Source organism: Vibrio campbellii CAIM 519 = NBRC 15631 = ATCC 25920 (assembly GCF_002163755.1).
Taxonomy (GTDB): Bacteria; Pseudomonadota; Gammaproteobacteria; order Enterobacterales; family Vibrionaceae; genus Vibrio; species Vibrio campbellii.
The window spans coordinates 898147-924829 of record NZ_CP015863.1; the positions used below are offsets into that span (position 1 = coordinate 898147).

Below are 26683 nucleotides of genomic sequence, written 5' to 3' on the forward strand. Positions count from 1 at the left end.
TATAAGCACCTAATTGACATGCTTATGCGTTAAGTATGTATAGAGAACTAGAAAGATCAAAATTAAATTCAACAGTGTTTTATTTTTTAAAATAAATTTAGATTTCGAAAAAGGAGTTATATTTTTCTATGTGTCTGAATTGTGCAATTTTAATAAATGAAGATTGGATGAAAAAGAGAGGATGTTGATAATATTTCTGTTACTTAATTTTTATGGATAATTTAAATAACTCAATGAAATAAAAGAGGTAGTTAGAATAAATATGAAATAGGGTGCTTTGCACCCTATTATTTTGACACAAATCAGCGAGAAACCGGCTTAATCTTGAGAATGATGCCCTCTACAGCCACAATCTCGACTCGAGTTCCTGCCGGTAAGTCGTGTTCTGATTCGGCAGACCAAGTCGTATCGGCAACTCTTAAGCGGTTCATGCCTACAGTGAAGTCTTCTTCCAAAGTGACAATATTGCCGATCAATTGTTTATGCTTTTGATTGAGGTCGCGAGCTTTATCGCATTTGCGATCCTTCGACAATTGTTTTCGCCACCAAAGCCAAGTTGTCACTAGGCTGAAAGCAGCAAATGCTAACCATTGCATTTGCCAACTAATCGGTAAGAAAGACAGGATAGCACCCACAATTAGTGCAGAGAGGCCGAGCCATAAAAAGTAGCCGGCTGTCCCGAGCAATTCAACTGCGAGTAACGCGAGACCAAACGCAATCCAATGCCAAAAGGTGACACCTTCTAATAGGCTAAATAAATCCATAAGCAGACCTTAGTCTTTACTTTGTTTGAACATTTCTGCGATACCCGCGACAGAGCCCATTAGGCCAGTGGCTTCGATTGGCAGCATGATGATTTTGCCGTTTTCAGCTTGGCCAATACTCTTCAATGCTTCGGTGTAACCTTGGGCTATAAAGTAGTTCACGGCTTTTACGTCACCTTTAGCGATTGCCTCCGATACCATGTAAGTCGCCTTTGCTTCTGCTTGTGCGGCGCGCTCACGAGCCTCCGCGTGTAAGATAGCAGATTGCTTTTCACCTTCCGCTTTTAAAATCTCTGACTGTTTTTGGCCTTCGGCACGTAAGATCTCAGCTTGGCGAACCCCTTCAGCTTCGAGAATTTCCGCACGTTTGTTACGCTCTGCTTTCATCTGAGCGTTCATTGCTGCTGTTAGGTCCGCTGGTGGTTGAACATCTTTGATTTCAATACGAGTGACTTTTACGCCCCAAGGGTTGGTTGCTTGGTCGACAATAGAGAGCAGTTTGGTATTGATCATGTCACGTTGGCTAAGCATCTCGTCCAATTCCATTGAGCCAAGTACGGTACGAATGTTAGTGAGGGTTAGGTTACGAATCGCATGTTCTAGGTCGTTAACCTCATAAGCGGCTTTCGCGGCATCGATGACTTGAACAAACCCTACCGCGTCAATGACTACATTGGCGTTATCTTTCGAAATCACTTCTTGTGCTGGAATGTCGAGTACACGCTCCATCATGTTGACCTTTTGTCCGACACGGTCAACAAAAGGAATGATGAGGTTAAGGCCTGGCTTGAGGGTATGGGTGTAACGACCAAAGCGTTCGACCGTCCAGTTGTTGCCTTGCGGAACGGTTTTTACTGCAGAAGCGAGGAGGATAACGGCTAGAGCAACGAAAATACCGATGGTGATCAATGAGTCAATTGGCATGTGCTATTCCCTTAAGTGCATAGTGTTGATTCATTTTTACTCATTTAGGCTGATGAAACAATCGTAGAAGTGAGAGGCTCGATAAATTCCAGACAAAATAAAGGCCGATTTTTCTCGGCCTTTTCTATTCAAACTCTTTAACTTTACGAAGATTTGATTAGTACAAAATCGAGTAAAGTTGACGGCGGTACTTGCTTGCCAATGCGTTACCTTGGCCAAGTGCGCTCAAGATATCCATAAAGACTTTCTTCACTTCACCGTCTTGGGCACCAAGGTTAGCTTTGAGAATGTTCCAAAGCAGCTCAAGAGCTTCTTCATCACGGCCGACTTGGTTGTATTGAACGGCAAGCTCACACGCGAGTTCTAAATTATCAGGGTTTGCGGCTAGCTCTTGTTCAAGGCGTTGAAGCTCTGGGCTATCTGCGGCTTGAAGATGTAGATCTAACTTTGCGATCAAACCTTTGTAGTAGTTGTCTTGGTATTCCAGTGGAATCGTACCCAACAGCGTTTGTGCCAATTCAAACTGCTTGGTTTCCAGTAAACAATCTGCCATCGCTAGTTTGACATCACCACGGTTTTGAAGCTCTTCCGATAACGTTTGTAGAATCGCCAAAGCTTGAGCATGTTCACCTTGTTGGAGCAGTTCGCTGGCTTGCTTCAACTGCATTTCATCTTGGCTTGGTAGATGCTTTTGCAGCATTGCCGTAATCGCGTCAATTGGCTGAGGGCCACCCATCCCATCGACTGCTTGACCATTCATAAACAATGCGATGGTCGGTAGCACTTGTACGCCGAATTGAGAAGCAAGAGCAGGCTGCTGTTCACAGTTCAATAGAGCAAGGGTGAAAGCGCCGTTGTATTGCTGAGCCAGCATTTGTAATTCAGGAATCACTTGCGCACTTTCTGGTTGAGCGCTCGCCCAAAAATGAATCAACACCGGCGTGTTCATTGATCCTTCAAGCGTTTCACGGAAGTTTTGTTCTGTTAACTCAACGATAAATGGGGATTGCATCAGAGTATCCTTGCTTTTTGTTTCTTGTTGTTGATTGTAGATATGGAGTTGATATTTGGGAAATTCAAGCGATAGAAAGGAAAAACGCTGCCGAAGCAGCGTATTCTTGATAGCAAGCGAAAGTGCTATTAAATTTGGCAAGTCCAGCACGGGTTAAAGAGTCTTGTTAGACGTTATCGTTGTGTGCTGGGTGTGGTATCAAAATAGGATGAACATGGTCAACACTACACCCACACTAAGCCAGTTAAGCTGATTTAATGTCATTATTGTCTCGCGAAAATACAAAACAGAAAGGGTGGCGATACCAAATCTAAAGTGAGTATCCACATCGCGTTCAGGCTCGATGGATGAAGATACTAACCTAGAAATTGATTCGAACATTGAGGTTTTTTTAACCTACATGCTCATAATGACATCACATTGTTACGGTAAAATTACATTGTGATAAAAAGTTTTTATGCTGCTTGTCGCAAAATTTTATCAAGAAGACGAGTGGGTAATAGGCGCTTTAAAACGGCAAAGACTTTGGTTGGTGTGGTGATTCTGTAGCGAATCTTAGGCTTATCGCTGGTGAGTGCGTGAAGCACGGGCTCAATACAAGATTCAGCAGGAAGCACAAACTTGTTGTTCGACTTGTCGTTATCTAAACGCTGCTTTTGGCCCTCGTAAGCTGCTCTGTGGGCGCTGCTTTCCACATCAATCCATTGCTCAAACGCCTTTAAGGCATTTTGTCTAAACTGGGTCTCTATCGGCCCTGGTTCGATCAATGCTACCTTGATGTTGGTGTCCATCAGTTCCAAACGTAGGGTGTCTGTCCAGCCTTCTAGCGCGAATTTAGAGGCGTTATAGGCGCCACGATACTTCATGGCGGCAAAGCCGAGTACGGAACTGTTTTGGATGATGCGCCCTTCACCTTGTTTACGCATGTGCGGCAGCACTTCTCTTACGAGTTGGTGCCAGCCGAAGAAGTTGGTTTGAAATTGTGCTTGAAGGGCAACTGTCGGCAAATCTTCCAAAGCACCTGGTTGGCCGTAAGCGCCATTGTTGAAGACGGCATAAAGTTTACCCTCAGCAAACTCGAGCGCTTGAGCGACGCCGGACGAAATACTCTTAGGATCATTCAGGTCCAGCTTAATACACGTTAAGCCCTCGTTGGTTAGGCGTTCAATGTCTTGGTCTTGTCGGCAGGAAGCAATGACATGGAAGCCTTCCTTTTGCAAAGCGTGGGCACATACGTAACCGATGCCGGTAGAGCATCCGGTGATAAGAACAGACTTTTTCATAGTTTAGGGCTCACTGAGAGTTCATGAGCCTTATGATTCAACAACTTCTATCTTGAAGCAAGTTCTTGAGTGCAGGCTCCACTCGGGAGTAACTGAATTTAAAGCCAAGCTCGGTAAGCTTTTTCGGTTTTGCGCGTATGCTATCAAATAGCAGGCAAGAAGATTCCCCCATTGCCACGTTCATCACCCATTTCGGGGTGAACAAAATATGCGGACGCTTAAGAGTCTTGGCCAATGTGCCACTAAAAATTTTGTTGCTAACTGGGTGTGGAGCGCACAAGTTGAATTCGCCATGCGCATGCGGCGTTTCGATTAAGTACATGATGGCGCGAACCATATCCAAGATATGAATCCAAGGCATGTACTGTCTACCGCTGCCTAGCGGGCCACCTAAGCCCAGTTTATAAGGCAGCAGCATCTTGGCGAGAGCACCACCATTAGGGCCAAGAACAACCCCAGTTCGTAATAGGCACACACGTGTCTGCTCCGATTCTGCTCGTTTGGCGATTTGCTCCCATCGAGCACACACAGAATGAGCGAAGGCCTCACTGTTTACGTGTAGACATTCATCAAAGGGATGGTCTTGTTGATCGCCGTAATAGCCAACCGCAGAGCCGCTTATGAATACTGAAGGGGGCTCGGTACTGGCGTGGATCAGTTCAACAATGCGCTCGGTCACTTTCCAGCGACTGTTGCAGATGATCTCTTTTTGTTCCTGACTCCAGCGTTTGTCTGCGATGGGCTCACCTGCAAGGTTGATTACTGCGTCAACATCATTGAGATCTTCCAGTGAATCGAGGGAATCAAGGTATTCAATATTACCGACATCGGCATGCTGAAGTCGCTGTTTTGCCTGCGCGGGGGTGCGCGTCAGCAAAATGACTTGATGAGTGGTGAGCATTTTGAGTAGCTCAGAACCAATAAAGCCTGTTCCGCCAGTCAGTAGTATCTTCATGTCATCCCTTTGAGTGTGAAACCATTCAGACATTATAGTCGTTAACCGTCTTGCATGATCATATCAATGACTTGCAATGTCGATTTTATTATTAGTTCCTAACGAGTTAGAAGTGTTTTCTTCCCAAGCGGTGCGAAGTTCGCCGTTTGAACAAGTGTAACAAATGTTATCAGACTTTGAGTGTTGCTCACACTTAGCATGGAGAAACTATGCGATGCTGATTCTAAAAGAAAAAGGCACTCGGGTAGGTGGTGTGTATGGAAGCATTTATGGCTTAGTTGTGCCATTGCATATCTGCAATCTGAGGCTTATTCTTTGAGAATTAAAGAATAATTGAGGATGTCATGTCATGCCGCTAGTTGCTTGTCCTGTTTGTGAAAAACAAATTTCAAAACGAGCTCATACTTGCCCCGGATGTGGTGAGCCTGATCCGCTCAACCATTTAGCGAAGTCGAAGTTTCTATCGTTCATTTTTTGGATCGTCGTTTTAGCTGGTGTTGGCTATGTCGCTTGGTTCTATCTAGTGCCAATGCTGGTGGAAATGCTACGCAGCCATTAATAGGTACTTCGGTTGAGCTTCTATAAGAATGCCGTAGAATAGCCTCATATTTTTTGAGGAGACGATGTCGTGAAACTATTTTTTGCCTCAGACTTGCACGGCTCTTTGCCAGCAACCGAAGAAACTATTCAGCTTTACTTGGCCTCTGGTGCCGATCATCTCATCTTGTTGGGGGATACGCTAAACCATGGGCCAAGAAACCCTATCCCAGAAGGTTACAACCCACCTCAAGTCGCTGAGTTACTGAACCAATACAGCGATCAGATTATTTCTGTACGTGGTAACTGTGACAGCGAAGTTGACCAAATGCTGTTGAGTTTCCCGATGATGATGGATTATTCGTGGATACTACTCGAATCTGGTAAGCGCATGTTCCTTACTCATGGGCACTTGTACAACAGTGCAAAACGTCCACCACTGCGTGAAGGTGACATCATTGCTCATGGTCATACTCATGTGCCTGTTGCCGAAATGCAGGACGGGGCAGTGATCTTCAACCCTGGTTCGATGACTTTCCCAAGAAATGGTTTGTCGCGTAGCTTTGGTCTAATGGAAGGCAATACACTCATGGTGCAAACCCCGGAAGGTGAAGTGTTGGCTCAAACCACGATCTAATCAACGAGTCATAGAGCACATAGATATCAAACAATAGGGAGCCACTGGCTCCCTATTTTGTATCTGAATGGCCTAAATCACGCTCTGGGTCGATGATGTCCCTTACTCGTTGTTTAAGGACCTTAGCCTCAGGAAAACCGCCGTCTTTTTTACGCTCCCAAATACGCGTGCCATTGCATAAAATCTCAAAACGACCACCTGTGTCAGGGTGCAAGCTGACGGTCTCAATTTCTTCACTGAACGTATGAAGCAGCTCTTGCGATAGCCAATTAGAGCGCAACATCCAATTGCACTGGCGACAGTAGTAAATGTCTATAATGGCTTTATCCATTTCTCATTTCCTTTCTCAAAAGACTAAAGTAGCAGTTTGATGCCGACTGCAAAGGTGAGGAGCTCAAACGCAATCTTGATAACGCGATTGCTGTATCGAGTTGCTGCCCACGCACCTAAACTGCCACCTAAAAATGAACTCAATAACAGCACGGGTAGCCATGCCCAATGAATCGGAGCGCCTGCTTGTACGACGGCAACACCACCAATACCATTCCAAAACAGACCGACACAGATCATGGTGTAAGCCACTGCTTGTTTGTAATCGTAACCAAACCAGCGCACGAGGAACAGCGTCACGAGGAGACCTGAACCTGCAGTTAGCGAACCATTCACGACGCCTATCAGCATCAATCCTAATCCGCCGATGATCCAACCCAATGTGTCTCGATGGATCGCAAGCTCGACTTGGCCAAGTTCTTTTTTAAAGCGGGAATAGATGCCGAGAGCAAGGATCATCGCGCCGAGCATTTTCTCTGCGATATCGTCAGATATTTGGACAATCAGATTTGCACCAATCACGACACCAATACTACCGACTAGAATCAGATAAAGCGCGATCTTCGGTTTTATTGTGCCGGCTTTGAGGTGCGTGCTTGCAGCGCCAAGCCCCAGCGCGACGGAAGCCACTTTGTGTGTTCCAAGAGCGACAGAAAAGGGTAAGCCGAGAAAGATCAATAATGGAAATTGCAATAATCCTGCACCGCCGCCAGAGAGAGAAGCGAGTGTATTTGCAACGAGGGAACCGAAGAAGAGAGTGAGAGTATCTAGCCAATCCATGCGAAAAATAAAGGGACCATCTTGGCCCCTTATCATTGAATCAAAATCAGTTTCTAAACAGTACCGTAGAACCGTGGTTCAGGCTAGTCAGTAGTAGTGTTTTTTCGTTGACTACATCAATACGGCGACTTTGTTCTGCATCCAACTTAAAGATTTGTGTGATGAGACGAAGCTGTGACTCAGAGAAGTCTTTCGATTGCGATGCTGAGATATCTTTGAATTCAGAAGGCGAAACCAGCAAGTAGTTATCACTTACTTCCCAACGACCTTTCTCAGAGATATTGATGGTTGATTCAGTATTTGAGCCTTGAGCAAACAATTGAATGTTCGCCACACGAATGTACTCACCGTTAGGTAAGTATTTCACATTCGACTCAACATTAACTTTGCGTAGTGGGCCAACTGTATCGTCTGGCAGAGTGTCGGTGATGAGTGTCACCATGGTTGACTGCCATTCGTTTGAAGTCAGAACCTGTTCCACTTTTAGGTCACTGCCCCAATATAGCCAGCCACTAAAAAGGATGGATACGGCCAAAACCGCAGATGCTATTTTAATCTTCATTTCAGCCTCCCTTAGTTGCAGATGTCGGTTGGGTCATTACGACCAGCGAAAATACGCAGCGTGACATTCTCGTATGAATGATCGCTATCGTGGATATAGTTCAGAATCAGTTGGTTGTTTTGACCACCTGTCGCGATGACTTCGACTGGTGAAGATTCCGCGGCGTGGTGTTCGACATAACGTTGGATACATTGCTCAATGGAAGGCAACCAATTATTTAATTGAGGGTGGTTAATTGGCGTCATTACTGGCACATTATGGTATTCACCAATTTGACGGAATTGAGATTCTGCTGGCTTAGTCAACATCAGTACACAGACTGGCAGCAGCAAAGCAACGACAACCAAAATACGGAATAGCCAGTTCGCGTTCTTCTGCGCTGGTGTTGGCTTCGGCTTTTCTACTGGAGCGGCGGCTTCTGGAGCGATGTCTGCTTGCGTTTCTGTGGTAGCTTCGGCAAATTGCCCTAAATCAACCACTGGCGCTTCGTTCTCTTCTTCTTGATCATCAATATCAGGGGTAGAGTCAGCAGAAAGCGGGCTTAAACGCTCAACAGAGCAAATAAGTTGGTAGCCGCGTTTTGGCACGGTTTTAACGAATTCTGGTGATTTTGTTGAATCCTTCAACATTTTACGCAGTGTAGAGATCGCTTGAGTTAAGCTTGAGTCATCCACCTCAAAGCCTTGTTCACGCCAAACGAACTCATGCAGTTCGTTACGTGTTATCACTTCGTTAGGTCTCTCTGCCAACATGAGGAGAATACGGCTTTCGTTGCTGCCTAATCGTACAACTTCGTTGCCATTTTGTTGGTCAGCGAGCGAATTACTATTTGGGTCAAAGACGAATCTTTGAGCAAGCAGAAATTTGGTGCCGATGTTAGTCATTTAGTTCTTCTTAGATGGATGATTCTGTAATTATAGTGATTTGCGTCACATAACAAGGCGTACGCAAAAGGACATGTGCCACGTTTTAGATGCTTTTAGACATGTAGGATAATTAAAATTTTCTAAAAAAACACCGTTTTTAGCAATATTGACCTTGAATTTACATTTGTCAGCCACATGTTAAATGACATCTTAGTAATGCCGCTTTTATGAAGCGGCGGTTAGGGCTTTGTCATTAAAAGTCTAATTAGTTTAGATGTTATGGAGCAAACATGAGCGAAACCGTATCTCACAACAAAGAAACTCGTGGCTTTCAATCGGAAGTAAAACAACTACTTCATCTGATGATTCACTCTCTTTATTCCAACAAAGAGATTTTTCTACGAGAGCTGATCTCAAACGCGTCCGACGCATCAGATAAACTTCGTTTCCAAGCGCTATCTAAGCCAGATTTATATGAGGGCAACGCTGACTTAGGCGTGAAGCTTGCGTTCGATGAAAGCGCGAACACATTAACCATCTCTGACAACGGCATCGGTATGAGCCGTGATGATGTGATTGAACACCTAGGTACCATCGCGAAATCAGGGACTGCAGAATTTTTCTCTAAGCTGTCAGATGATCAGAGCAAAGATTCTCAACTTATCGGTCAGTTTGGTGTGGGTTTCTACTCAGCATTTATTGTTGCAGATGCGGTGACTGTGCGCACTCGCGCGGCTGGTCTCGCTGCTGATGAGGCGGTGCAATGGCAGTCTGCTGGCGAAGGTGACTACACCGTTGAGACCATTACCAAAGATTCTCGAGGTACGGACATCGAGCTTCACATGCGTGAAGAAGGTAAAGAGTTCCTAAACGAATGGCGTCTACGCGATGTGATCAGCAAATACTCTGACCATATCGGTATCCCTGTTTCTATCCAAACTTCGGTTCGTGATGATGAAGGCAAAGAAACGGGTGAGAAGAAGTGGGAGCAGATCAACAAAGCTCAAGCACTTTGGACGCGCAATAAGTCAGAGATCTCTGAAGAAGAGTACCAAGAGTTCTACAAGCACGTTTCTCACGATTTTGCAGATCCTCTTACGTGGAGCCACAACCGCGTAGAAGGTAAGAACGACTACACCAGTCTGCTTTACATCCCAGCGAAAGCACCTTGGGATATGATGAACCGCGATCATAAATCGGGTCTGAAACTGTACGTACAGCGCGTGTTCATCATGGATGACGCTGAGCAGTTTATGCCTTCTTACATGCGCTTCGTGCGTGGCCTGATCGATTCAAACGATCTGCCTTTGAACGTATCACGTGAAATCCTACAAGATAACAAAGTCACTCAGTCATTACGTAATGCTTGTACCAAGCGTGTGCTTACTATGCTAGAGCGCATGGCAAAGAATGATACAGAGAAATACCAATCATTCTGGAAAGAGTTCGGCCTTGTGATGAAGGAAGGTGTTGCAGAAGACATGGCAAACAAAGAGAAAGTTGCTGGTCTATTGCGTTTCGCATCTACTGAAGTGGACTCAGCAGAACAAACCGTTGGTTTGGCTTCTTATGTTGAACGTATGAAAGAAGGTCAAGACAAGATCTACTTCCTAACGGCAGACAGTTACGCTGCGGCGAAGAACAGCCCACACCTAGAGCAATTCAAAGCGAAAGGCATCGAAGTTATTTTGATGTTCGATCGAATTGACGAGTGGTTGATGAACTACCTAACAGAGTTTGATGGTAAGCAGTTCCAGTCGATCACGAAAGCGGGCTTAGACCTAAGCAAGTTTGAAGACGAAGCGGAAAAAGAAAAACAGAAAGAAACGGAAGAAGAGTTTAAGTCTGTTGTTGAACGCACTCAGTCTTACCTAGGTGACCGTGTGAAAGAAGTTCGCACCACCTTTAAACTGGCAACAACACCCGCTGTTGTCGTGACGGATGATTTCGAAATGGGCACGCAGATGGCGAAGCTTCTTGAAGCGGCTGGCCAAGCGGTACCAGAAGTGAAATACATCTTCGAAATTAACCCAGAGCATGCACTAGTGAAACGCATGGCGGATGAAGCGGACGAAGAAGTGTTTGGTCGCTGGGTTGAGGTGTTACTGGGCCAAGCGATGCTCGCTGAGCGTGGTTCGATGGAAGATCCTTCGCAATTCGTTGGTGCCATCAACAAGCTTTTGACTAAGGTTTAATAACTCAATACCCCTAAAAAGCTCGCGAAATGCGAGCTTTTTGTTTGTAAACGCATAGATTCACACTTTAAGTGTTGAGTTAGTAATCAACAAGACGTGAAAGCTGGCATCGCTAACATTCTTTAGTCTTAATCTGCTCATAGCGCAGTGAACCTGTGTTAGAATCTCAACACTTGAATGTGAGTAATAAGGCGTGTATTTTGGCTCGCCTAAACGTTATACCGAAACTTATCGTTGCCAGTGCTTCGTGGGGTTATTCCTAGAAGTCCAGCTATTGTGAGCTTCGGTATAAATCTTAAATATTAAAGAGGATAAATCATGCGCATCATTCTTCTAGGTGCTCCAGGTGCAGGTAAAGGCACACAAGCAAACTTCATCATGGATAAATACGGTATTCCACAAATCTCTACTGGTGATATGCTTCGTGCTGCTATCAAAGCAGGTACAGAGCTTGGTAAACAAGCTAAAGCTGTTATCGACGCTGGTCAGCTAGTTTCTGATGAGATCATCCTTGGTCTAATCAAAGAGCGTATTGCTCAAGACGATTGCGAAAAAGGTTTCCTACTTGATGGTTTCCCTCGTACTATCCCTCAAGCTGACGGCCTAAAAGAGATGGGCGTTGACGTTGATTACGTAATCGAATTTGACGTAGCTGACGATGTGATTGTTGAGCGTATGGCTGGTCGTCGTGCTCACCTTCCTTCAGGTCGTACTTACCACGTTGTTTACAACCCACCAAAAGTGGAAGGTAAAGATGACGTAACTGGCGAAGATCTTGTTGTTCGTGATGACGACAAAGAAGAAACAGTACGTGCACGTCTAGGTGTTTACCACGAGCAAACAGCACCACTTATCAACTACTACGGTAAAGAAGCTGAAGCTGGTAACACTAAGTACCTTAAATTCGACGGCACTAAGCAAGTTGCAGAAGTAAGCGCAGATATTGAGAAAGCACTAGCATAATTAGCTAACGGCGAAATTTAATATTTTGATATATTTAAAAGCGACCCTCGGGTCGCTTTTTTATTTTTGCCTGTAAGTACGATGAACCATCTGGTTTGCTCCACCGTACAATGCAAGCCGTTCACCATGAGTAGGATATTATGAAAAACAACAATAATAAACAGGGTGTGTTATTGGTTAACTTAGGTACGCCTGATGAGCCAACTGCACCAGCAGTAAAACGCTTTTTAAGTCAGTTTCTTCATGATCATCGTGTCGTTGATATGACGCGTTGGCTTTGGTGTCCGATTCTTCACGGTGTCATCTTGCCAATTCGCTCGCCGAAAGTCGCTAAGCTGTATCAGTCCGTCTGGATGGAAGAGGGATCTCCTCTGATGGTTTACTCAAAACGACAAGCTCACAAGTTAGCTGTAGCACTCGATATGCCAGTTGAACTGGGTATGACTTACGGTAATCCAAGCTTACAATCTGGTTTTGAATCGCTGATTGCACAAGACGTAGAGGAAGTGATTGTATTACCGCTTTACCCGCAATACTCGAGTACAACTACGGCCGCAGTCTCAGACGGTATGACGAAGGCATTCAAAAAGATGCCAGTAATGCCTGAGTTCAGCTTTATTCGTGATTACCACAACCATCCCTTATACATTGCAGCACTTGCGCAATCGGTTCGTGACCATTGGGCAGAGCATGGTCAAGGCGATTACCTACTTTGCTCTTACCATGGTATCCCTAAGCGTTATGCAGACAATGGTGATATTTATCCTAAGCATTGTGAAGAGACGACTCGCTTGCTTGGTGAAGCGCTGGGTTTGAGTGAAGCACAAATTGGAATGACATATCAATCACGTTTTGGTCGTGAAGAATGGCTACAGCCATACACGGATAAGACGCTGGAAGTATTACCAAGCCAAGGTAAGAAGAAACTTAACGTGATTACGCCAGCTTTCTCTGCAGACTGTTTGGAAACATTGGAAGAAATCTCAGAAGAGTGCCGAGAGATTTACCTGGAAGCCGGTGGTGAGAGCTTTAGTTACATCCCGTGCTTGAATGACAATGATGAGCACATCGAGATGATGGTTGAGCTCGTTCGCTCTAAGCTTTAAAGCGAAACTTGTATCCACTTCCAAGTTAGTTTGGGTTGTAGAAAACAAAAAGGGTCGCAATCGCGACCCTTTCAATCATGTTTATTGATAATGCCCCTTTATTGCAAGAAACACAGTACTGGCTAAGTAAGGCTATTAATTACTATGCGCAGGCTTCGCTAAGCTCTGGAACTTCGTCACCCTTACATATTTTTGTTAACTTTGGAGCTATCAGGAAGGTAATGATTGCAATCCCACAGGTGGCATATCCAATCTTACTAAAGACTTCACCATAGAGAGTTAATGTTTCAACCGCACTCTCGGCGCCCTCTGGAACTGACGTCAAGCTAGCAACCCAGCCAGCCACTACCGCTGCGGTTGCAGAAGTCAGGAACCACATACCCATGGCAAATCCCATCAGCCTTTGTGGTACTAGCTGTGCAACCATCGCTAGCCCTAAACCAGAAACAAGTAGTTCCCCCAGTGATTGGAATAGGTAGCTTACCACCAACCAGTTAGAACTAACGATACCGTCGATGTTTGCAAAGTTGACGCTCCAACCCAAAATTAAGAACGATAATGCGCATAGGAGCATTCCCATTGCAAATTTGAAAGGCATAGAGACCTTGTCTCCTAACTTTCCATAAATCATAGCCATAATAGGGCTAGCCAACATAATCCAGAAGGAATTAAGAGCTTGAAATTGCTCAGGCTCAACTGCAAATCCAAAGAGGTCATGACTTACATTGTGAATCGCAAAGAAGTTCAGAGAAGTCGGCATTTGGAAATAAAGTACAAAGAAAACTACACCTTGCAACATCAGAACAAACGCGACTAGCATCTTACTCCTTTCTTGGCCTTTTATCTTTAGAGCTTCTTTGAAGTAAAGTGTTACGATGCAAATACCCGCAACAAGGAGAATACTGTGAGCTAGCATTAGATTTTGCAGCAAAAAGTTACATAAAAAGCTGGCCATGATTGAGCCTACTACAACAAGAGCTAATCTAGAAATCACAAGTGGCTTGAGGTCTGCAGGGGAACCTACATCTGAAACCATTTTTTTACACAATAAAAAATTAATAGCGGTAATAGCAAGCCCAGCAGCACTCATACCAAAGGCGAGTCCGTACCCCGCTTTTTCTGCAACGATCGGAGTAAGAATCATTGAAATTAGACCACCCAAATTAATTGCCATGTAGTAAAGTGTGAATGCTCCATCAAGTCTAGGGTCATTCTCTGGGTAGACTTTCGCTAGGAGACTAGAAGGGTTAGCTTTGAACAGGCCGTTGCCGACAGTGATAAAACCCATCGCCAAGTAAATTAAACTTTCTCCGCCCATGTGCAAATCTGCTGTTGACATGCCTAGCAAAATGTAGCCAACCATCATTATTACAGCCCCGAGGGTAATGGCGCGTTTGGTTCCTATGATTTTATCGCCTATCCACCCACCAACAGCCATGAAGCCGTATAGTAAAGCGGAGAATGCGCCGAATAAAACGAAGGAGTCTGATTCAGCCAACCCCATAACTTGCACAAGGTAAACTGTGAGGATCGCTTGCATACCATAAAACCCAAAGCGTTCCCAAAACTCTATGGAAAAAATGAGGTAGAATGGTTTAGGTTGCTTGAGTATATTCAAGTCAGACATATTTGAAGTTTCCTGTATTTGTTATTGTGGTTCAAAAGAGAAGCACTCATTGAACAACCTGCATTAGTTATTCTTATATTTAGTTAACACAAATCTAATGCCGAGTATGTATACACTTTTGATTAGTTCTTTACAAATTGCAGTCAACATGTTGAATGTGATTTTTCGGACTTAACCTGCTGATTATTTGAGGGTTTGTTTGGTGTTTTTGCATTTTCTTTTGGCTGAAAACTTAAATTTCATAAATGAATTTATAATTTATGACCCACTTTTAAGTAGAACCGTTTGTTTTATGAATAAGGCTTTTAATGAAACGTTGGTATTTATTGTATTGTAAGCGAGGGGAGCAAGTTAGGGCGAAGCAGCACCTTGAAAACCAAGGTGTGGAGTGTTTTTACCCTACTGTCGAAGTCGAAAAGATCTTACGTGGTAAACGACAGAAAGTCGAAGAGCCACTGTTCCCTTGCTATGTGTTTGCCCGATTTGACTATGAAGAAGGCCCAAACTTCACATCAGTTCGCTCTACGCGAGGCGTGGTAGACTTTGTTCGCTTTGGTGCACAGCCGAAAGAGATACAGGGTGACTTGGTTTATGAGCTTAAGCAGCTGGATAAAAGTATCGACGACCAGGCCGATGCTGAGAGCATGCCAAAACCTGGTGATCAAGTACGGGTGAAGAGCGGGCAGTTTGCCGGTATTGATGCCATCTTCCAAGAACAAGATGGTGAGAAGCGCTCAATAATGTTGGTTCAGATGATCACCAAGCGTGTGCCTGTCAGCATAGACAACAGCGATTTAGACTTAAAATAGCCTGATTCCATCAAATATAAAAAGAGGTGCGTAAGCACCTCTTTTTGATCGTATCTATTGTGTTTGCTTTAAAAGGGTTGGTGAAGCCAACCCTCTTTGAAACAACGAATAATTAATATGCGTCGTTGTGAACGGTCTGTACTGCACGACCTGAAGGGTCAACACAGTTTTGGAACGACTCATCCCATTCAATCGCTTTCGCTGAAGAACATGCTACTGAAGGGCCACCAGGTACACATTCTGCTGCAGATGGTAGCGGGAACAACTCTTCAAAGATTTCGCGGTATACATAACCTTCTTTGGTTGTTGGTGTGTTGTAAGGGAAGCGGAATTGCGCCGTTTCCATTTGCTGATCCGTTACTTTCTGTTCTGCCACTTCTTTCAAAGTATCGATCCAGCTGTAACCTACACCATCAGAGAACTGCTCTTTCTGACGCCATGCGATTGATTCTGGTAGGTAGTGCTCGAAACACTCACGAAGAATGTGTTTTTCCATCTTACCGTTGCCACACATCTTATCTGCTGGGTTCAAGCGCATTGCTACGTCAATAAACTCTTTATCTAGGAAAGGTACACGTCCTTCTACGCCCCATGCTGCTAGTGATTTGTTAGCACGTGCACAGTCAAACATGTTCAGAGCAAGCAACTTACGTACAGTCTCTTCGTGGAACTCTTTTGCGTTTGGCGCTTTGTGGAAGTACAGGTAACCACCAAAGATTTCATCTGCACCTTCACCAGACAGTACCATCTTGATGCCCATTGCTTTGATCTTACGACCCATTAGGAACATTGGTGTTGAAGCGCGGATAGTCGTTACGTCATACGTTTCAATGTGGTAAATCACATCGCGAATCGCGTCCAGACCTTCTTGAATCGTGTAGGTCATCTCGTGGTGAACCGTACCAATCTGGTCTGCAACTTCACGAGCGGCTTTCAAGTCTGGTGCACCTTCTAGGCCCACTGCGAATGAGTGCAGCTGTGGCCACCATGCTTCAGATTTCTCATCGTCTTCAATACGCATCGCTGCAAATCGTTTTGCAACTGCTGAAGTGATAGAAGAATCCAGACCACCAGAAAGAAGCACACCGTATGGCACGTCAGTCATCAGTTGGCGTTTCACTGCTGCTTCTAGCGCTTCAGTCAATTCTTCTTTGCTTGTACTATTGCCTTGCACTGCTGCGTACTCGTTCCAGTCGCGGATGTAGTAGCGTTGAGGTTCTGCATCGGCACTGCCGTAGTGACAGCCTGGAGGGAACTCACTCACGGTCTTACACACAGGAACAAGTGCTTTCATTTCTGACGCAACGTAGTAGTTACCGTGCTCATCGTAACCTTGGTAAAGCGGAATGATGCCAATGTGGTCACGGCCAACTAGGTATTCATCTTTATCTTCATCGTAAAGCACGAATGCAAAAATACCATTTAGTTCTTCAAGAAGGTCAGCGCCCATGTCTTGGTATAGCGCTAGGATAACTTCACAGTCTGAATCGGTTTGAAATTCGTATTTGCCTTCATAGCGAGCACGAATCTCTTTGTGGTTGTAGATTTCACCGTTTACCGCAAGGATGAGTTTTTTATCAGGGCTGTATAGTGGCTGGGCACCACTATTTAGACCAACGATCGCCAGACGCTCATGCGCTAGGATTGCGCGCTCTGATGAGTAAATACCAGACCAGTCTGGACCGCGATGACGAAGCTTTTTCGACATCTCAAGTGCGATAGGGCGCAATGTCGCTGCATCGCTCTTAATGTCTAAAATGCCAAATACTGAACACATACAACATCCTTTTTAAACTAAACAATTTTTAATTGGTATAGGTTCAATTTGCCATTCTGAGTAAAAAAAGCAACGTTTGATGATTAAAAAAATGATAAAAAGCCTTGTTGATTAGATAGTATTTAAAAAATGTCTAATTTTGATGAATGAAATCAAGGTTTGGTTTGAAAAACGTACAAAAAAGCCCTCTTGTTAAAAGAGGGCTCTGAAAATATATCCACCTCAATGCTTATTTCATCGGTGTAAATTGAGGTTGAAGTTGATCGCAAACATGACGTGCAAAACCGCTACCAGCCTCACTATAGATGTTAAATGCAGCATCGACCCCTGTCTCTAATAAGCCTTCAAGCTGGTCTGGGTATTCAACAATCGCTGCAATTTGTCCCTTATAGTTTCGACTTTGCAGTTGCTCCAGTGCGGTTTGGTTACCTTGGTGATGTGGCATTGCAAGAAGCACCATTTTGACATTAGCAGTGTCCAAAATACGCTCCCAAAAATCTGGGTCAGTCGCATCGCCAGAGATGACATTGCGGCCTTCAGAGCGAAGCTTGTGTGCGGCCTCTTCACGAACTTCAACACCCAGTGAAATCTTGCCATAGCGAGCGCGCAGTTCGTCGTAGGCGCCAGTGCCAATTCGTCCCATACCAAGGATCAGTACTTGAGCATGACCAGGATTGATGAGTTGGTCTCGTTGGTTCAGTTTCTCTGCTGCGGTTTCTTGTAGCCATTTACCTGAATGTTGGTAAATCTGATGACCCAATCGGTTTAGCGGGGCAGAGATAATAAACGAGATAGACACAGCGACAGCAATTGCGGCCAACATGTCGCTCGGCATCCAACCCATCTTGTAAGCCAGACCACCAACAATCAGACCGAACTCACTGTAGTTGAAAAGCGATAGCGACGTCAGCAATGAAGTACGTACTCGGAACTTAAAGTGGTTGATGGTGAGGAAGTAGAGCAAGCCCTTGATTGGCAGCAGCAGAATAAATAGCAGTGCTAAGCCAACACCCGTAAAGCTCAATGACGCAGATAAACCGATGTTAAGGAAGAAACAGACTAAGAATAGCTCTTTCATATTAAAGAGCGATTTTGATAACTCTGATGCTTTACGATGCCCAGCCAATAGCATACCCAATATCAAAGCACCCAAATCTGGCTTCATGCCGACCAGTTCAAATAAGCCGGCACCGACCACGAGCGCGAAGAAGATACCAAACAGCACCAGCATCTCGCCGTGACCAACTTTGTCTAGCAGCTTGTAGAACAATGGGCGGAGAAACGGCAAGGCAAATAATCCAATGGCGTACCATTCAGGAATCTTACCTGTGGAAGCGGTAAGGAAGACCACAGCAAAAATATCCTGCATAACCAAGATACCAATGGCTAGTGTGCCGTAGGTGGCGTTCATCTCACCTTTCTCTTGCAGCGTTTTAACTGCAAATACGGTACTAGAGAAAGAGAGAGCGAAAGCGAGCAGTAGGATCTGACTGTGATCCATGGTGGCAAGGGATGAAAGCCCAAGCAGCTTCAGCCCAACGAGAACCAGCGCAAAGAGAAGAGTCGAGAGAATATTGTGCGCTGTAGCACCGCCCCAAATTTCTTTAGAAAGCAGCGTTTTTACATCCAGCTTTAAACCAATGGTGAAAAGCAGCAAGGTCACACCAAGGTCTGCGAGCGTGACAATGACGTCATTACTTTGGTAGCCAAACGCATGAAGGCCAAAACCTGCAAGTAGGAAACCGACCAAAGGGGGGAGGTTACATTTTAGAGCGACGAAGCCGGCGAGAAACGCCGTTGTAATTAGAATAATTTCCATACTGTTGAGCTATATTCCTGATATACAAAAACGGGCTGTGAAACCACAGCCCGAGATTGTAACGCAATTGGTTGTATAAACTTAGTCTTCTAGTAACTTTTGTAACAAAACTCCGTTCAACATAGCGCGCTTGATCATCGCAAATGCACCCATCGTTGGTTGCTTATCAATGTGAGAGGCAACAATAGGAAGTTCGTTATGGAAAGTCTTTAAAGATTGGTTTTCTACGTTGCGCTGGATTGCTGGGAACACAATTTCTTCCGCGGCAGTAATGTCACCAGCAATGACGATTTTTTGCGGGTTAAACAAGTTAATCGTGATTGCGATAGCTTTACCAAGTTGGTTACCTACGCGAACTAGGCTTTGTTTCGCCAGCTCGTCACCATTCATCGCATGAGTACAAACGTCATCAATGGTGATGTGTTCAAGCTGAGTAAGGCTTGATTCGTAACCTTGTGCAATCAGCTTTTTCACTCGTTGTACGATGGCCGGGTTGGCAGCAACCGTTTCTAGACAGCCAAAGTTACCGCATTGGCATTGCTCGCCAAGTGGGTCGATTTGGATGTGACCGATTTCACCGACGTTGCGGTTGAAACCAAGGAATACCTGACCGTTCACGATAATACCTGCACCAGTACCGCGGTGAACACTGACCAGAATCGAATCTTGGCAGTCTTGGCTCGCGCCAAAGTAGTGTTCAGCTAGTGCCATACCACGCACGTCGTTACCAACAAAACACGCGGTATTGAATTTTTCACGAATGATTTCGCCTAGAGCGAGGTTATCGATATCTGTATTCGGCATGTACTCAACAACACCTGTGGTTGGGTTCACCAAACCAGGCAGTGTGATACCGATCGCGATAAGTTGGTCGATCTTGTCTTGGCAACGATTAACGAAGTCTTTCAGTAAATCAATCAATCCAGCAATCAAATCAGCTTGGTTGCTGTAATGAAGCTCGTGTTGATCTTGTGCCAATGCTGTGCCGCCTAAGTCGTACAAGCAGAATTGCACGTAGTCACGACCTAATCGAACAGCGATAGAGTGGAAAGGTTTTACTTCAGTGGTCAACGAGATTGCTCGACGACCACCGGTAGAAGCTTGTTGCGCGACTTCTTTAATTAAGCCGCGCTCTAAAAGTTGGCGGGTTATTTTGGTAACACTCGCTGGGGCGAGCTGACTAACATCCGCGACTTGAATACGGGAGATTGGACCTTGTTGGTCAATCAGCCTGTATACCGCAGCGCTGTTAAGCTGTTTTACTAAATCTACATTACCAATCTGTCCGCCATTCATGCTTAATTTTGCTCGTATTGTCCGTTAACAACCGTCGCTTTTACATTGAAGTCACGATCGAAAACAGTAAGGTTTGCTACCATACCTTTTCGAACTCGGCCAAGACGGTCCTCAACACCGATTGCGGTTGCTGGGTACAGTGTAGCCATTCGTAGAGCTTCGTCTAAAGCGATGCCTGCGTGCTCAACTGTATTCTGAACTGCTTCGATCATAGTCAGAGCTGAGCCGCCTAGTGTGCCATTTTCATCAACACACTTACCATCTCGGTAATATACTTTCTTACCGACAAAAATAAAGTGATCAATGTCAGCACCTGCTGGAGCTGTGGCATCCGTCACCAAAACAAGCTTTTCGCCCTTGATTTTATGAGCAATTCGAATGTTTGCGTAATCAACGTGGAAACCGTCTGCAATGATACCTGCATAAACTTCTGGGGTGTCGTAAATCGCACCAACCACACCTGGTTCACGGCCAACCATTGGCGTCATCGCATTGAATAGGTGAGTGGCAAATGTGATACCTGCTTCGAAACCTTGACGTGCTTCTGCGTATGTTGCGTTGGTGTGACCGATAGAAACCACGATGCCAGCCGCTTTCAAACGAGAGATATGCTCAGGGTCATTTTGTTCTGGAGCTAGCGTTACTTTTGCAATGATGTCTGCGTTTGCGCAAATCAGGTCAATCATACCGTCGTCAGAAGGGCGGATGAAGTCAACGCTGTGAATACCTTTTTTCGCTACGTTTAGGTACGGACCTTCAAGATGCAAACCTAGCGATTGGTTTTGGTATTTGTTGTGGTACTCACGAGCTGCAGCAATCGAAGCGCGCATGTCTTCGTCTGAAGATGTGATTAGAGTAGGTAGGAAGCTTGTACAACCAGATTTAAGGTTTGCTTCATGCATGATTTGCATCGTTTCTGGTGTGATTTCGTCGTTAAGCATCACACCGCCACAGCCGTTTAGCTGTAGGTCGATAAAACCAGGGCTTAGGTTAGCACCGTCCAGATCTTTTACTTCAATACCTTCTGGTAGTTGAGTCACTGGCACAACTGATTGAATCTGGTCATTGTCGATGATGACAGCATGATCGGTAAGAACATCACTACCGGTATAGATTTTACAGTTACTTAGCGCGTACATAGTCAGCTAGTCCTTATAGATGAGAATTCATTTTCTGTTCCGTTATCTAACTGGCGACTCCATGAGTCGGGCTGGTACTTAGTTTGTATCACTGAATTAGATAACGAGTCACATACAGCAAGTCGCGTTTTATCGATGTCATTATCAGAGTAACTAACTGAAAAATAATAAATGAATTAGTTTTTATGATTGTTTTCCAGAGCAAAGTTACTGCGAATCATCTGTAGAGATACCAAAATAACACTGATTCTGTCTTGCATAAAGTCCGAGAATCTTATCTCTAAAACGCCATTTTTTCGTATAATAAAATAAGTTTTATGATCTCGCTAGCAAAAACCTTCTGAATGACCAGTTTCTGGTGATTATGATCACAAACAATGAGGTTTTAATTTGCGGGGCAAAATTAATGTCATAAACTGGTAACGACTAAATTGAACGACTGAAATAAGTCATTCAACAAAACATAAAATCCTATAGGGGGAACTTAAGGTGAATATTCTCGGGTACACACAGAAGCTGGGCAAGGCATTAATGTTGCCTATCGCGACGCTTCCAATTGCTGGCCTTTTGCTTCGACTTGGTCAAGGTGATGTATTAGACATTGCATTTATGGCGCAAGCTGGTGGAGCGATCTTCGGCAATCTGCCATTGCTATTTGGTCTAGGTATCGCGATTGGTCTCTCTAAAGACGGTAACGGTGCAGCAGGTCTAGCTGGTGCAGTTGCTTACTTTGTTCTAACAGCGACAGCGACAACAATTAACGCTGATATCAATATGTCTTTCTTCGGCGGTATTTTCGCAGGTATTATCGCTGGTCACTCTTACAATGCCTTCAATGCGACCCGTCTCCCTGAGTGGTTGGCATTCTTTTCAGGCAAACGTCTAGTACCGATCATGGCGGGTCTATTCTCGTTAGTAGCTGGTGCAATTGCTGGTGTTGTATGGCCAACAATCCAAGGCGGTCTTGACTCGTTAGCGCACGCAATTTCTACTTCTGGTGCTATCGGTCAATTCGTATACGGTACTCTTAACCGTGCACTTATTCCTGTAGGTCTACACCACGTACTAAACTCATACTTCTGGTTCGGTATGGGCACGTGTCAAGAAGTTCTAGTGTCCGGCGCAACTGCGGCTGGTCAAGCGCTTCCTGCACTACAACAGCTTTGTGTTGACCCAGCTCTAGCTAAGACGCTTGTTGCTGGTCAAACTCACACATTCGAATTTACTAACTCTGTAACTCCAGAGATTACTGCAACAGTAAAAGAAGTAACTGACATTGTTAAATCTGGCGACCTTAACCGTTTCTTCGGTGGTGATAAAGGCGCTGGTGTATTCATGAACGGTTTCTTCCCAGTAATGATGTTTGGTCTACCAGGTGCGGCACTTGCTATGTACCTAGCAGCTCCTGCTAAAAAACGTAGCCAAGTTGGTGGTGCGCTATTCTCAGTTGCATTCTGTTCATTCCTAACAGGTATCACTGAACCTCTAGAGTTCATGTTCGTATTCCTTGCACCTGCTCTATATGCAATCCACGCGGTATTTACAGGCCTATCTCTAGTTATTGCAAATATGTTTGGTACGCTATATGGCTTTACATTCTCAGCTGGTTTTATCGACTTCTTGTTGAACTGGGGTCTAGCGACAAAACCTCTAGTACTTCTAGCAATAGGCCTTGGCTTCGGTGCTCTATACTTCTTCACATTCAGCTTCGCAATCCGCGCTTTCAACCTGAAATCGCCAGGTCGTGAAGACGACGATAACGAGGCTGCAGCTGCTCCAGCTGGTGATGCAGCAAAAGGTGACCTAGCTCGTCAATACCTGAAAGCGCTAGGTGGTCACGATAACCTAACTTCAATCGACGCGTGTATCACTCGTCTACGTCTAACGCTTAAAGACCGCTCTGTTGCTGACGAAGCAGTACTTAAGAAACTAGGCGCGAAAGGTGTGGTTAAGCTTGGCGAAAACAACCTTCAAGTTATCCTTGGTCCTCTTGCAGAAATCGTTGCTGGTGAAATGAAAGCAATCGGTGCAGGTGAAGACCTATCAGATGTAAAACTGCCTTAATTACATCTTAATGACTCTCTATAAAGACCTCCTTCGGGAGGTCTTTTTTTGTTTGTGCAGATTTAATATGCTGTGCTTTCAAGCGAAGAAGAGAAATATTGCCGTTTTAACGACGGTTCTTGTTGTCTAATCGCTAAGAATTGTGGATCATTAGGAACAATGCACTCTGTAAACCGAGTACGGTTACGGAGTACTGTTTTCTCTGACAATACTAATATTTTTGAGGTGCTATAGATGAGTGAAGCTGATGCTCGTCCATCAAACTTTATTCGCCAGATCATTGATAAAGATCTAGCGGATGGTAAACACACTAGCGTGCATACTCGATTCCCGCCGGAGCCGAATGGCTACCTGCACATCGGTCATGCTAAGTCTATCTGTTTGAACTTCGGTATTGCTCAGGACTACCAGGGCCAATGTAATTTACGTTTCGACGATACAAACCCTGAAAAAGAAGACATCGAATACGTTGAGTCTATCAAGAAAGATGTAAACTGGTTGGGCTTCGAGTGGGATGGTGAAGTATGTTACTCATCAAACTACTTCGACAAGCTTTACGAATATGCAATTGAATTGATTAATAAAGGCTTAGCGTACGTTGATGAGCTAAGTCCTGAGCAGATTCGTGAATACCGCGGTACGTTAACGGCTCCGGGTAAACCAAGCCCATACCGTGATCGCCCAATCGAAGAAAACCTAGCGCTATTTGAAAAAATGCGTGCGGGTGAGTTCGAAGAAGGTAAAGCGTGTCTTCGTGCGAAGATCGACATGGGTTCTTCATTCATGGTTATGCGTGACCCAGTAATCTACCGTGTACGTTTCGCGACTCACCACCAGACTGGTGATAAGTGGTGCATTTACCCAATGTACGACTTCACACACTGTATCTCTGATGCGCTAGAAGGCATTACGCACTCTATCTGTACTCTAGAGTTCATGGATAACCGTCGTCTGTACGACTGGGTTTTAGACAACATCACAATTGATTGTCGTCCACACCAGTACGAATTCAGCCGCCTAAATCTTGAATACACAGTGATGTCTAAGCGTAAGCTAAACCAACTAGTAACTGAGAAATTGGTTGATGGTTGGGATGACCCACGTATGCCAACCGTATCTGGTCTGCGTCGTCGTGGCTTCACATCTGCATCTATTCGTGAGTTCTGTAAGCGTATCGGCGTAACGAAGCAAGAGAACATGATTGAGTTCGGTTCACTAGAATCTTGTATTCGTGATGATCTAAACGAAAATGCACCGCGTGCGATGGCTGTTCTAGATCCTGTTAAGATTGTTATCGAGAACTTCGAAGAAGGCGCGGTAGAGACGCTGACTGTTGCGAACCATCCAAATAAACCTGAGATGGGTGAGCGTGAAGTGCCATTCACTCGTGAAGTTTGGATCGAGCGCGAAGACTTCCGTGAAGAAGCAAACAAGAAATACAAGCGTCTTGTTCTAGGTAAAGAGGTACGTCTACGTGGCGCATACGTGATTAAGGCTGAACGCATCGAGAAAGACGCGGAAGGCAACATCACGACAATCTTCTGTACTTACGATGCTGAGACGCTAGGTAAGAACCCAGCAGATGGCCGTAAAGTGAAAGGCGTAATTCACTGGGTTTCAGCAGACAAAGCTCTGCCTGCAGAAATTCGTCTGTACGATCGTTTGTTCACAGTACCAAACCCAGCGGCTGCAGATGATTTTGCTGCGACAATCAACCCAGAATCACTAGTGATTCTAAACGGTTTTGTTGAGCCAAGCCTAGCAGCATCAGAAGCTGAAAAAGGTTACCAATTTGAGCGTATGGGTTACTTCTGTGCAGATTCGAAAGACTCTTCAGCGGATAACCTAGTATTCAACCGTACGGTTGGTCTACGTGATACTTGGGCGAAAATCGAGAACCAATAATCTCAATATCTCGCTAACAAAAATGCCAGCATCATTGCTGGCATTTTTTATGGTTATTCTAATCGTGTCGGTTTGGATGTTGTGACGCTACCGGTTTTTGAGTCGTACCATATGACGTAGGTTGAACTCTCAGGGTTTCGTTCGTAGCCTTTCTTGGTAAACGTGTAATAGCAAACAGATTGATGAGAGTCTTTGTCTTGGACCCGACGTGTAATAAAGTCAAACCGATCGTCAGCGTTGTGATTATTTGATAGGGAATATTCGTCACCAAGTAGGGCTTGCCATACGGCAATACAACCCGAATTCCCTTGCCCTATGTTGTAGGGGTTACCAATCACTCCATTTCGGTTGCCTTTGTTTGTTCCTAAAGGGTAGCCAAACTCATTTACATCCAACTCTCCACCACCGTAACCTTCTAAGTCTTGCTGAGCTTCAGGTGTACCGCCATTTACCAACCATTGGCTTTGTGTGAAACGAACCGCTGTTTCGAATTGATCTGAAATTGCTTCCATCTTTGCTTCATAGGCATCATCTTGGATATTTAAGAATCTTGGTGCCGCGACAACGGCAAGAATACCGAGAATGACAATCGCAATAATCAGTTCGAGTAAGGCAAAGCCACAAGAATTCCTTTTCTTCATCGCTTGTCTCCATAAAAAAACGCCAGCCGAGGCTGACGTTTAAGTCTTTCTTAACAAAAAGCGTTACTTTTTATTTTGCTGGCTTGTGAGCGTCAGGGTTTGTCTTACATGAACCGTCGCTACATTTACCGTATAGGTACAAGCTGTGGTTAGTAAGCGTAACATTGTACTTAGCCGCAATTTCTTTTTGACGTTCTTCGATCACGTCGTCTGAAAACTCAATCACTGCACCACAATCTAGACACACAAGGTGGTCGTGGTGATGTTGAGTTGACAGTTCAAATACTGATTTACCGCCTTCGAAATGATGACGAGTAACAATACCAGCATCATCGAATTGGTTTAGTACACGATAAACGGTTGCTAGTCCGATCTCTTCACCTAGATCAATTAGCTTTTTGTACAAATCTTCAGCACTGATGTGCTGGCAGTCTGGCTGCTGAAGTACTTCTAGAATTTTTAGCCTTGGAAGGGTTACTTTTAGACCCGCATCCTTCAGCGCCTGATTATTGTCTGACATATACTTTCCCGTTGGATCATCTGCAGCGATTTAACAGAATATAATATTCCTATCATTATAGGCGAAGCGTACTGAACATTAAACCACGAACTTCAAAGGGTTAATAGATTCTTTTTGTAAATTGGAAACAGGTCGATTATATTACAGATCAGACCAGTTACATATTGATAAC

Annotated in this window: 24 protein-coding genes; 8 read left to right on the plus strand and 16 right to left on the minus strand. The window is 44.7% G+C overall.

The genetic code is table 11. The features are described 5' to 3' along the window. Positions 1–302 precede the first annotated feature (302 nt). The 5 genes from A8140_RS04400 to A8140_RS04425 all read right to left on the minus strand — a co-directional run bounded on the left by A8140_RS04400 (position 303) and on the right by A8140_RS04425 (position 4938). Positions 303–764, minus strand: a complete 462-nt coding sequence (locus tag A8140_RS04400) for an NfeD family protein (RefSeq protein ID WP_005534656.1) — start codon at positions 762–764, stop codon at positions 303–305. 9 nt (positions 765–773) lie between these two features. Then, a complete protein-coding gene (locus tag A8140_RS04405) occupies positions 774–1688 on the minus strand; it encodes an SPFH domain-containing protein (RefSeq protein ID WP_005425470.1) in 915 nt (304 codons plus the stop codon). Between the two features lie 157 nt (positions 1689–1845). Beyond that, a complete protein-coding gene (locus tag A8140_RS04410) occupies positions 1846–2700 on the minus strand; it encodes a thioredoxin family protein (protein WP_005534654.1) in 855 nt (284 codons plus the stop codon). Between the two features lie 455 nt (positions 2701–3155). Continuing rightward, complete coding sequence (locus A8140_RS04420) at positions 3156–3983, minus strand: SDR family oxidoreductase (RefSeq protein ID WP_005534652.1); 828 nt, start codon at positions 3981–3983, stop codon at positions 3156–3158. Between the two features lie 37 nt (positions 3984–4020). Then, positions 4021–4938: a TIGR01777 family oxidoreductase gene (locus A8140_RS04425; RefSeq protein WP_005534650.1), complete on the minus strand. Its 918-nt coding sequence runs from the start codon at positions 4936–4938 to the stop codon at positions 4021–4023. A 349-nt stretch (positions 4939–5287) separates the two neighbouring features. Here A8140_RS04425 and A8140_RS04430 point away from each other — a divergent pair, with 349 nt between their 5' ends. Then, positions 5288–5497 (plus strand): hypothetical protein, encoded by a 210-nt coding sequence (locus A8140_RS04430; RefSeq protein ID WP_005425482.1) that lies wholly within the window; start codon positions 5288–5290, stop codon positions 5495–5497. 69 nt (positions 5498–5566) lie between these two features. Then, positions 5567–6112 (plus strand): phosphodiesterase, encoded by a 546-nt coding sequence (gene yfcE, locus A8140_RS04435; protein WP_005534648.1) that lies wholly within the window; start codon positions 5567–5569, stop codon positions 6110–6112. A gap of 52 nt (positions 6113–6164) precedes the next feature. On the opposite strand, the gene A8140_RS04440 is transcribed toward yfcE, so the two are convergent. The 4 genes from A8140_RS04440 to A8140_RS04455 are packed head-to-tail and all read right to left on the minus strand — an operon-like array spanning position 6165 to position 8668. Further along, entirely contained in the window at positions 6165–6443 is a 279-nt protein-coding gene (locus A8140_RS04440; protein WP_005534646.1) for an Rdx family protein, read from the minus strand. A 23-nt stretch (positions 6444–6466) separates the two neighbouring features. Next, entirely contained in the window at positions 6467–7222 is a 756-nt protein-coding gene (locus tag A8140_RS04445) for a sulfite exporter TauE/SafE family protein (RefSeq protein ID WP_005534643.1), read from the minus strand. A gap of 46 nt (positions 7223–7268) precedes the next feature. Beyond that, positions 7269–7784 carry a transmembrane regulator ToxS gene (gene toxS, locus A8140_RS04450; RefSeq protein WP_005534641.1) on the minus strand — a complete coding sequence of 172 codons (516 nt, stop codon included), beginning with the start codon at positions 7782–7784 and terminating at the stop codon, positions 7269–7271. An 11-nt stretch (positions 7785–7795) separates the two neighbouring features. Next, positions 7796–8668 carry a winged helix-turn-helix domain-containing protein gene (locus tag A8140_RS04455; RefSeq protein WP_005534638.1) on the minus strand — a complete coding sequence of 291 codons (873 nt, stop codon included), beginning with the start codon at positions 8666–8668 and terminating at the stop codon, positions 7796–7798. Between the two features lie 272 nt (positions 8669–8940). Here A8140_RS04455 and htpG point away from each other — a divergent pair, with 272 nt between their 5' ends. From htpG to hemH, 3 genes are all read left to right on the plus strand, one after another. Further along, complete coding sequence (gene htpG / locus A8140_RS04460; protein WP_005534635.1) at positions 8941–10845, plus strand: molecular chaperone HtpG; 1905 nt, start codon at positions 8941–8943, stop codon at positions 10843–10845. 318 nt (positions 10846–11163) lie between these two features. Next, on the plus strand, positions 11164–11808 hold the full coding sequence (gene adk / locus A8140_RS04465) for an adenylate kinase (protein ID WP_005425498.1): 645 nt from the start codon (positions 11164–11166) through the stop codon (positions 11806–11808). Positions 11809–11948: 140 nt separating this feature from the next. Beyond that, positions 11949–12914 (plus strand): ferrochelatase, encoded by a 966-nt coding sequence (gene hemH / locus A8140_RS04470; protein ID WP_005537061.1) that lies wholly within the window; start codon positions 11949–11951, stop codon positions 12912–12914. Between the two features lie 142 nt (positions 12915–13056). Here hemH and dtpA read toward each other — a convergent pair whose 3' ends face one another. Then, positions 13057–14541 (minus strand): dipeptide/tripeptide permease DtpA, encoded by a 1485-nt coding sequence (gene dtpA / locus A8140_RS04475; RefSeq protein ID WP_005537062.1) that lies wholly within the window; start codon positions 14539–14541, stop codon positions 13057–13059. A 308-nt stretch (positions 14542–14849) separates the two neighbouring features. On the opposite strand from dtpA, the gene rfaH reads away from it, so the two are divergent. Further along, positions 14850–15350 carry a transcription/translation regulatory transformer protein RfaH gene (gene rfaH, locus A8140_RS04480; RefSeq protein WP_005535203.1) on the plus strand — a complete coding sequence of 167 codons (501 nt, stop codon included), beginning with the start codon at positions 14850–14852 and terminating at the stop codon, positions 15348–15350. A 112-nt stretch (positions 15351–15462) separates the two neighbouring features. Here the strand turns inward: rfaH and asnB are convergent, their stop codons facing one another. The 4 genes from asnB to nagA form a co-directional block, all read right to left on the minus strand. Then, positions 15463–17127: an asparagine synthase B gene (asnB, locus tag A8140_RS04485; RefSeq protein WP_005535201.1), complete on the minus strand. Its 1665-nt coding sequence runs from the start codon at positions 17125–17127 to the stop codon at positions 15463–15465. Between the two features lie 229 nt (positions 17128–17356). Then, the gene (locus tag A8140_RS04490) at positions 17357–18946 is read right to left on the minus strand and encodes a cation:proton antiporter family protein (RefSeq protein ID WP_005535200.1); all 1590 of its coding nucleotides are present in this window, start codon (positions 18944–18946) and stop codon (positions 17357–17359) included. 81 nt (positions 18947–19027) lie between these two features. Continuing rightward, positions 19028–20242, minus strand: a complete 1215-nt coding sequence (gene nagC, locus A8140_RS04495; protein ID WP_005425462.1) for a DNA-binding transcriptional regulator NagC — start codon at positions 20240–20242, stop codon at positions 19028–19030. A gap of 2 nt (positions 20243–20244) precedes the next feature. After that, positions 20245–21381, minus strand: coding sequence for an N-acetylglucosamine-6-phosphate deacetylase (nagA, locus tag A8140_RS04500; protein ID WP_005535197.1), 1137 nt, complete (start codon positions 21379–21381; stop codon positions 20245–20247). 531 nt (positions 21382–21912) lie between these two features. On the opposite strand from nagA, the gene nagE reads away from it, so the two are divergent. Together nagE and glnS are read left to right on the plus strand one after the other, a co-directional pair. Next, positions 21913–23445, plus strand: coding sequence for an N-acetylglucosamine-specific PTS transporter subunit IIBC (gene nagE, locus A8140_RS04510; RefSeq protein WP_231692825.1), 1533 nt, complete (start codon positions 21913–21915; stop codon positions 23443–23445). Between the two features lie 234 nt (positions 23446–23679). Beyond that, positions 23680–25350 carry a glutamine--tRNA ligase gene (gene glnS / locus A8140_RS04515; RefSeq protein ID WP_005535193.1) on the plus strand — a complete coding sequence of 557 codons (1671 nt, stop codon included), beginning with the start codon at positions 23680–23682 and terminating at the stop codon, positions 25348–25350. A gap of 53 nt (positions 25351–25403) precedes the next feature. On the opposite strand, the gene A8140_RS04520 is transcribed toward glnS, so the two are convergent. Continuing rightward, positions 25404–25991 (minus strand): type II secretion system protein, encoded by a 588-nt coding sequence (locus A8140_RS04520; RefSeq protein WP_005535191.1) that lies wholly within the window; start codon positions 25989–25991, stop codon positions 25404–25406. A 70-nt stretch (positions 25992–26061) separates the two neighbouring features. Next, the gene (gene fcrX, locus A8140_RS04525) at positions 26062–26511 is read right to left on the minus strand and encodes a ferric iron uptake transcriptional regulator FcrX (RefSeq protein WP_005535189.1); all 450 of its coding nucleotides are present in this window, start codon (positions 26509–26511) and stop codon (positions 26062–26064) included. Positions 26512–26683: the final 172 nt, after the last annotated feature.